At 60.0% G+C, this 7912-nt stretch carries 10 protein-coding genes; 7 read left to right on the top strand and 3 right to left on the bottom strand.

Annotation, left to right across the window (positions count from 1 at the left end; all coding sequences use genetic code 11):
• The 7 genes from ACXRVY_RS11885 to ACXRVY_RS11855 all read left to right on the top strand — a co-directional run.
• On the top strand, positions 1–1257 hold a 1257-nt coding region (locus ACXRVY_RS11885), incomplete at its 5' end, for an insulinase family protein (protein ID WP_458237449.1).
• 159 nt (positions 1258–1416) lie between these two features.
• On the top strand, positions 1417–1491 hold the full coding sequence (pqqA, locus tag ACXRVY_RS11880; protein ID WP_003444522.1) for a pyrroloquinoline quinone precursor peptide PqqA: 75 nt from the start codon (positions 1417–1419) through the stop codon (positions 1489–1491).
• Between the two features lie 78 nt (positions 1492–1569).
• Complete coding sequence (pqqB, locus tag ACXRVY_RS11875) at positions 1570–2481, top strand: pyrroloquinoline quinone biosynthesis protein PqqB (RefSeq protein WP_223456912.1); 912 nt, start codon at positions 1570–1572, stop codon at positions 2479–2481.
• A 139-nt stretch (positions 2482–2620) separates the two neighbouring features.
• Positions 2621–3373, top strand: a complete 753-nt coding sequence (pqqC, locus tag ACXRVY_RS11870; RefSeq protein ID WP_458237448.1) for a pyrroloquinoline-quinone synthase PqqC — start codon at positions 2621–2623, stop codon at positions 3371–3373.
• Entirely contained in the window at positions 3370–3645 is a 276-nt protein-coding gene (gene pqqD, locus ACXRVY_RS11865; protein WP_223456907.1) for a pyrroloquinoline quinone biosynthesis peptide chaperone PqqD, read from the top strand. The genes pqqC and pqqD overlap by 4 nt, the downstream gene beginning before the upstream one ends.
• Before the next feature lie 7 nt (positions 3646–3652).
• Positions 3653–4789 carry a pyrroloquinoline quinone biosynthesis protein PqqE gene (pqqE, locus tag ACXRVY_RS11860; protein WP_411740678.1) on the top strand — a complete coding sequence of 379 codons (1137 nt, stop codon included), beginning with the start codon at positions 3653–3655 and terminating at the stop codon, positions 4787–4789.
• Complete coding sequence (locus ACXRVY_RS11855; RefSeq protein WP_458237447.1) at positions 4755–6581, top strand: prolyl oligopeptidase family serine peptidase; 1827 nt, start codon at positions 4755–4757, stop codon at positions 6579–6581. The genes pqqE and ACXRVY_RS11855 overlap by 35 nt, the downstream gene beginning before the upstream one ends.
• Positions 6582–6726: 145 nt before the next feature.
• Here the strand turns inward: ACXRVY_RS11855 and ACXRVY_RS11850 are convergent, their stop codons facing one another.
• From ACXRVY_RS11850 to ACXRVY_RS11840, 3 genes are all read right to left on the bottom strand, one after another.
• The gene (locus tag ACXRVY_RS11850; protein ID WP_003228885.1) at positions 6727–6885 is read right to left on the bottom strand and encodes a YqaE/Pmp3 family membrane protein; all 159 of its coding nucleotides are present in this window, start codon (positions 6883–6885) and stop codon (positions 6727–6729) included.
• A gap of 83 nt (positions 6886–6968) precedes the next feature.
• On the bottom strand, positions 6969–7289 hold the full coding sequence (locus ACXRVY_RS11845) for a helix-turn-helix domain-containing protein (RefSeq protein WP_223456901.1): 321 nt from the start codon (positions 7287–7289) through the stop codon (positions 6969–6971).
• The gene (locus tag ACXRVY_RS11840) at positions 7282–7638 is read right to left on the bottom strand and encodes a type II toxin-antitoxin system RelE/ParE family toxin (protein WP_095944832.1); all 357 of its coding nucleotides are present in this window, start codon (positions 7636–7638) and stop codon (positions 7282–7284) included. Before ACXRVY_RS11840 ends, ACXRVY_RS11845 begins: the two co-directional genes overlap by 8 nt.
• Positions 7639–7912: the final 274 nt, after the last annotated feature.

Genomic DNA, 7912 nt, shown 5'->3' with positions numbered 1-7912 from the left:
GTGGATAACTTCAGCGGCCCCTGGCATTTGCCAGCACCCAACCCGTTCTTATGCTGCGAAGCACCGGCACCCAACGCCGGATTGATTCGCGGCCAAACCAGCGCCCACCGCGGCCTGCGCACTTTTGCCCAGGATCGCTCGCGCAGCCGTCGTGAACGTTCGCCGATGCAATTCAGCCAGGCATGGCCGGACAACAACGCGGATGGTGCGATTTATCTGCGCTGGCGCCTGGACTCGGCTCCCGGCAGCCATCTTCAATCACGACTGGAAAACCACCTGCAACCGTTGCGCGAAGACGCGCGCCAGGCCGGTGTGGATTTTTCCTTCAGCGCGTCGGGCAGCGAATGGCTGCTGAAAATGACCGGGCTACAGGAACCGATGCCCAGCGTCCTTGAGCATGTGCTGAAAGAACTGACAAACCCTGATGCCGTTGTCTCACAATCCGAACCGACGAGTGTTGCGCTAATTCCGATTCGGCAACTGCTCAAAACATTGCCCGATCACTGCCTCGAGCACAGCACGAGCTCGGATGACCTGCAGCAACTCTGGTCGAGTGCGCGATGGGATGGGTTGGCCATCGGCTTATCGGCTCAGACTCAAGCGGCCATGGGCCTGGCCTTGAGCCGCATACCCGGCACGCCGGACAATCAGCTGACGCCACCCTCCTCGATCCATTCACAACGTCTGTGGAACACTGTCGATACCGGCTCCAGCGAGCACGCGCTGCTGCTGTTTTGCCCTACAGCTACCGATGAAATGGCCGACGAAGCCGCGTGGCGTTTGCTGGCACACCTCTGCCAGACGCCGTTCTACCAGCGCCTGCGGGTTGAGCTGCAGCTCGGCTATGCAGTGTTCAGCGCCCTGCGACAGATTCACGGGCAAACCGGGTTGCTGTTCGGCGTGCAATCGCCAAGCGTTGCACCGGCGGAGCTGCTGCAACACATCGAGCAATTCCTCAGCGGATTGCCAGAGCTGATCAACGCCATCGACGACACCTCGTTCATCGCCCAGCGCCAGACCTTGGCCGAGCAGTTTTCCAGCGCCGCATTGCCCACTGCCCAAGCTGCGGAAATGCTTTGGCAGGGCAAGTTGGGCGGCCGCTCGTCGGATTATCTGACTCAATTGCCCGAGGCAATCCTGCTGATCGAGCGGGCCGAACTGCTGGCCGCCGTAAAGCGATTGAATCAGGCCGAGGGCGGTTGGCGCTGCCTGGCGAACAGCCCTGCACCCGGCACTCCCTGGCAAGCGACAAAATGATCATTACCGGAGCTGTAAGGCGCTTTCTCAAAGTTTCACGGGCAATCCCTTCGAAATTTTGAGTAACATAGCCACCTAACTGTCTGGAACATCTCTGATTTGAGGTGGACTATACCTATAGATAGCGCTGTCTCACCCCCACCTGAAGGAGTTCAACTTATGGCCTGGACCAAACCTGCCTACACCGACCTGCGTATCGGCTTTGAAGTCACCATGTACTTCGCCAGYCGCTAATCTGCCTTGGCAGACTGCAGCTAACGCCTCGGTTATCCCGAGGCGTTTTATTTTCAGCGTTGAAATGATGGAGCGCCCATGTTTGTCCAGATTCTAGGTTCCGCTGCCGGCGGCGGCTTCCCCCAGTGGAACTGCAACTGCGTGAACTGCGCAGGCTTTCGTGACGGCAGCCTGCGGGCCAAGGCGCGGACGCAATCGTCCATCGCGATTTCCGATGACGGCGTGAACTGGGTGCTGTGCAACACCTCCCCGGACATCCGCGCCCAACTCCAGAGCTTCGCCCCGATGCAGCCGGGCCGCGCCCTGCGCGATACCGGGATCGGCGCGATCATCCTGATGGACAGCCAGATCGACCACACCACCGGCCTGCTCATGCTGCGCGAGGGCTGCCCGCATCAGGTCTGGTGTACCGACATGGTCCACGAGGATCTGAGCACTGGTTTCCCACTGTTCAACATGCTGACTCACTGGAACGGCGGGCTGAACTGGAACCGTATCGAACTCGATCAAAGCTTCACCATCCCCGCCTGCCCGAACCTGCGCTTCACCCCGCTGCCTTTGCGCAGTGCCGCGCCGCCGTACTCGCCACACCGCTTCGACCCGCATCCGGGCGACAACATTGGCCTGATCATCGAAGACCTCAACACCGGCGGCAAACTATTCTACGCACCGGGACTGGGCAAGGTTGATGCGCCACTCCTGGAAATCATGGCCGGCAGCGATTGCCTGCTGGTGGATGGAACCTTGTGGGATGACGATGAAATGCAGCGGCGCGGCGTCGGTACCCGTACCGGTCGCGAAATGGGCCACCTGGCACAGAACGGCCCTGGTGGAATGCTCGAAGTGCTGGAACAACTGCCCGAGCAGCGCAAGGTACTTATCCACATCAACAACACCAACCCGATTCTCGATGAAGACTCGCCGGAGCGTGCGGAGCTGGATCGGCGCCAGGTTGAAGTGGCGTATGACGGCATGAGTATTGTGTTGTAGCGGATGGCCCTATCGCGAGCAAGTCGGATCGCCGCACCGTCGCTCCCACAGTTGACCGCGTAACCCTGTGGGAGCGAGCTTGCTCGCGATGAGGCAGGTACAAGCACTACACCTCTATGGTTGTTCCTGGAGAACCGCAATGACCAACACCCCAATGTCCCCCGCCGAATTCGAAGCGGCCCTGCGCGCCAAAGGCGCCTACTACCACATCCATCACCCCTACCATGTGGCGATGTACGAAGGCCGGGCCACCCGCGAACAGATTCAGGGCTGGGTCGCCAACCGTTTCTACTATCAGGTGAACATCCCCCTGAAGGACGCGGCGATCCTCGCTAACTGCCCGGACCGCGAGATCCGCCGCGAATGGATTCAGCGCCTGCTCGACCACGACGGCGCGCCCGGTGAAGACGGAGGTATCGAAGCCTGGCTGCGTCTGGGCCAGGCCGTGGGCCTCGACCCGGACCAGCTGCGTTCCCAGGAGCTGGTGCTGCCCGGCGTGCGCTTCGCCGTGGACGCTTACGTCAACTTCGCCCGCCGTGCCAGTTGGCAGGAGGCCGCGAGCAGCTCGCTGACCGAACTGTTCGCCCCGCAAATCCACCAGTCACGCCTGGACAGTTGGCCTCAGCATTACCCATGGATCGACCCGGCCGGCTACGAGTATTTCCGCACGCGCCTGGGCCAGGCACGGCGGGATGTCGAGCATGGTCTGGCGATCACGTTGCAGCACTACACCACCCGTGAAGGCCAGGAGCGCATGCTGGAAATTCTCCAGTTCAAACTGGACATTCTTTGGAGCATGCTCGATGCCATGAGCATGGCCTACKAACTGAAACGCCCGCCGTATCACAGCGTGACCGGGGAACGGGTCTGGCATAAAGGAATCACCTTATGAGTTTCGATCGCAGCAAGACCCCGACCTGGCGTCCCGGCTATCGTTTCCAGTACGAACCGGCACAGAAAGGCCACGTGCTGCTGTACCCGGAAGGCATGATCAAGCTCAACGAAAGTGCCGCGCTGATCGGTGGTTTGATTGACGGTGAACGGGATGTCGCGGCGATCATCAATGCGCTCGACCAACAGTTCCCCGGCGTGCCCGAGCTCGGTGACGACATCGAGCAATTCATGGAGGTTGCCCGTGCGCAGCACTGGATCGAACTTGCCTGATTCATCGGTGCAAGTGCCGCCCAAACCTGAAATCGGCTTGCCGCTATGGCTGCTGGCCGAGCTGACGTACCGCTGCCCGCTGCAATGCCCGTACTGCTCCAATCCGCTGGATTTCGCCGAACAAGGCAAGGAGCTGAGCACCGAACAGTGGATCAAGGTGTTCCGCGAAGCGCGGGAAATGGGCGCCGCGCAGCTGGGCTTTTCCGGTGGCGAACCGCTGGTGCGYCAGGACCTCGCCGAGTTGATTGCCGAGGCCCGCAAGCTGGGTTTCTACACCAACCTGATCACCTCCGGCATCGGCCTCACCGAGCAGAAAATCAGCGACTTCAAGAAGGCCGGTCTCGATCACATCCAGATCAGCTTCCAGGCCAGCGACGAACAAGTGAACAATCTGCTGGCCGGTTCGAAAAAGGCCTTTGCGCAGAAACTGGAAATGGCCCGGGCGGTGAAAGCCCACGGTTATCCGATGGTGCTGAACTTCGTGACCCATCGGTACAACATCGACCAGATCGACCGCATCATCGAGCTGTGCATCGCCCTGGAAGCGGACTTCGTCGAGCTCGCCACCTGCCAGTTCTACGGCTGGGCGCAACTCAATCGCGTCGGGCTATTGCCGACCAAAGAACAACTGGTGCGCGCCGAACGCATCACCAACGAGTACCGCGCCAAACTCGAAGCCGAAGGGCATCCGTGCAAGCTGATTTTCGTCACCCCGGACTATTACGAAGAGCGCCCGAAAGCCTGCATGAATGGCTGGGGCAGTATTTTTCTGACGGTCACGCCAGACGGAACCGCGTTGCCCTGTCACGGTGCCCGACAGATGCCGGTGCAGTTTCCCAACGTGCGCGAGCACAGCATGCAGCACATCTGGTATGACTCGTTCGGCTTCAACCGCTTTCGCGGTTATGACTGGATGCCCGAGCCGTGCCGCTCCTGCGACGAGAAAGAAAAAGACTTCGGCGGCTGCCGCTGCCAGGCGTTCATGCTCACCGGTGATGCAAGTAACGCCGACCCGGTGTGCAGCAAGTCGCCACAACACGGCGTGATCCTCAAGGCTCGCGAAGAAGCCAGGCACGCTACCCAGACCATCGACCAACTGGCCTTTCGCAATGAACGAAACTCACGCCTCATCGCCAAAAGCTGAACCCTTCAGCGCTGCCAAAGCCGTGGCCGCCGGTATCGACTTTGCCGAACTGCAGGTCGGTCGACAGGGCCTGTTCTGGAACGAGTACCGACCTGAAGACGCGGCGTGCCGGATCTGGCATTGGCGTGACGGTGCAGCGAAATGCCTGACGCCACCTGAGTTCAGTGTGCGCAGCCGGGTGTACGAATATGGCGGTGGCGCGTTTTGTCTGACGGACGACGGTATCGTTTTCGTCAACGAGGCCGACCAGCAGTTGTATCGGCAATCACTACAAGACGAATTGCCCGAAAGGCYGACGTCCGGTGCGTGCCGTTATGGCGATCTGCAGTTCACCAACGGCCAGGTGCTGGCGGTCGAGGAGCACCGCGACCAACACCGACTGGTGGCGATCGATCTGCTCGATGGCGCACGTCACCTGCTGGCCGAGGGTGCTGATTTCTACGCGGCGCCGACGCTGAGCCCTGATGCCCGGCGCCTGGCCTGGATCGAGTGGAGTCGCCCGGATCAGCCATGGACAGCGACCCGCTTGATGGTTGCCGAGCGCCTCGCCAACGGCGGGTTTGCCGAGGCTCGTTGTGTGGCGGGCGACGGCGTTCAAGAGTCTGTGCAACAACCGCGGTTTGATACTGGCGGTCGCTTGTATTGCCTGACGGATCGCGCTGGTTACTGGCAGCCATGGAAAGAATCTGCAAATGGCCTGAGTCCGTTGCCATGTAGCACCGCGGACCATGGTCCCGCGCCCTGGCAACTTGGCGGCTGCACCTGGATACCGCTGAACGAAAACAGCTATCTGGCCAGTTGGACCGAAGGCGGGTTTGGCCGATTGGGTATTTGCGGCGACGCCAGCGCAGACTTCACTGGCGCCTACAGCCGCTTCCGCCATCTCGCCGTGGATGAGCAGTTCATCTATTGCATCGCGGCGTCGCCCGTCAGTTCAACCGCCGTCATCGCCATCGACCGCCAGAGCCGGCAAGTGAAAGTATTGGCCGGCGGCATTGCACCGCTTGCTCCCGACCAGATCAGCCGCCCGCAAACCTTGCGCTACCCGAGTGGCTCAGGCGAAGCACACGGCTTCTTCTACCCGGCGATGACCGGCGAGGCGAAACCGCCACTGGTGGTATTCATCCATGGCGGACCGACGTCGGCGTGCTACCCGATGCTCGATCCGCGCATTCAATTCTGGGCTCAGCGGGGCTTCGCCGTGGCCGACCTCAACTATCGCGGCAGCAGCGGTTATGGCCGGGCCTATCGTCAGGCGCTGCATTTGAGCTGGGGCGATGTGGATGTCGAAGACGCTTGCGCGGTGGTCAGTCATCTCGCCGAACGTGGCTTGATCGATGGCGACAAAGCGTTCATCCGCGGCGGCAGTGCTGGCGGTTACACCACCCTTTGCGCCTTGGCATTTCACAACGTGTTCCGCGCCGGCGCCAGTCTGTATGGGGTCAGCGATCCGGTGGCGCTGGGGCGCACGACCCACAAATTCGAAAGCGATTATCTGGATTGGTTGATCGGCGATCCTCTGCGGGATGCCGAACGCTACGCGGCCCGCACGCCTCTGCTGCATGCCGGCAACATCCGCGTGCCGGTGATCTTCTTCCAGGGGGAACTGGACGCCGTGGTCATCCCGCAGCAGACCCGCGACATGGTCGAGGCCCTGCAGAACAACGGCATCCTGGTCGAAGCGCATTACTACGCCGATGAACGCCATGGCTTTCGCAAGGCCGGCAATCAGGCCCATGCACTGGAGCAGGAGTGGTTGTTTTATCGGCGGGTGATGGATTTAGTGGACTGAAGCCCGCGCTCATTGCCGAAACGGTGGCGCGCCCTTCGCGGGCAAGTCGGATCGCCGCACCGCCGCTCCCACAGGTTCTGTGACATGCACAAATTCTGTGGGAGCGAGCCTGCTCGCGAAGGCGGTCTACCTGCCGACACTCAGCTCAGCGCTTGGCGATGATGTACACCGCATGCACGATCCCCGGAATGTAACCGCACAACGTCAGCAGAATATTCAGCCAGAACGCCCCGCCGAATCCTACTTGCAGAAACACACCCAGTGGCGGCAACAGGATGGCGATGATGATGCGAATAAAGTCCATGGGACAGCTCCTGATTCGGGTGGACTCGTTCGAGTCCTACAGCTAATCGACCTGTGCCGTTTGTCAGGGTTCAGCCCGATTCCTCAGGCCAGTATCTCCAGACCGTGTTTGCGCACAACACTCAGCAACTTCAGCGCCATGCCACTGGGGTGCTTATCCCCTGCTTCCCATTGCTTGACCGTGGAAGCACTGGTATTCAGGTAGCGCGCAAACACCGGTTGGCTGACATTGTTACGCTCGCGCAATGCCTTGATCTCCTGCGCGGGAATCGCATCCGGCACCCTTGCAAGACAGGACTCATCGAATTCACGCATGGTCGCCTTGCTGATTGCACCTATGGCGTACAAGGCACTGGCCGATTCGTGGATCGATTCCGATAGCTCACTTTTGAATTTTTTACTCATTTGGTATCTCCACAAACTCCTTTGCATCCAGCAAGCGCTGAATTTCCATTTCGGTCAGTCCACCATATGTCTTGGCCAACTCTCGCAAGTCGAGCAAATGCCTGGGACTGATATTGCTCTGATCTTTTTTTGCGTACAGGAACTGATAGACCCAATGAGCACCGCCCTTGGCCAGGATAATCGAGCGATGGCGGTTGGCATTCAAACGCTTCTTCCAGACCCCGCCGCCCAAATTGTCAGCCTGACCATTGAGCATTTCGGTGAATGCCTCCCGGAGTTCGTCATCACCGATCCAGGCCTTGGCAGCCTGCATTGCGAAGCGCTTTGTCTTGAACAGCCTTGGTGACATCGGCATCCCTTCCATAAAACATACCACCCAGTGGTATAGAAATCAAAACAAACGCGACAGTAATACCGTTTCGCTGGCACCGACACTCCCTGCCGATGCACGCTAGAAAGCCATTGATGTGCTAACCGCTCAAGCCGAAATTGCCTTTGGAAAAACCCGGCCACAAAAAAACGCCCCACGCCAAAAGTGTCGGGCGTGGGACGTGCGTATTACCGCGAGACGGTTCTGGAAATTGTGCAGGGCGCGCCTGATCAGACGGCAATCCCTTTACGGC

It is taken from the genome of Pseudomonas sp. P5_A2_2 (genome assembly GCF_054177685.1).
This window is presented reverse-complemented; position numbering and strand designations above follow the sequence as displayed.

Bases quoted from the DNA above. Each gene is read 5' to 3' on its own strand.
- pqqD (WP_223456907.1), top strand. From the start codon at position 3,370: ATGAGTTTCGATCGCAGCAAGACCCCGACCTGGCGTCCCGGCTATCGT.
- ACXRVY_RS11840 (WP_095944832.1), bottom strand. From the start codon at position 7,638: ATGTCACCAAGGCTGTTCAAGACAAAGCGCTTCGCAATGCAGGCTGCC.
- pqqB (WP_223456912.1), top strand. From the start codon at position 1,570: ATGTTTGTCCAGATTCTAGGTTCCGCTGCCGGCGGCGGCTTCCCCCAG.
- ACXRVY_RS11845 (WP_223456901.1), bottom strand. From the start codon at position 7,289: ATGAGTAAAAAATTCAAAAGTGAGCTATCGGAATCGATCCACGAATCG.
- ACXRVY_RS11850 (WP_003228885.1), bottom strand. From the start codon at position 6,885: ATGGACTTTATTCGCATCATCATCGCCATCCTGTTGCCGCCACTGGGT.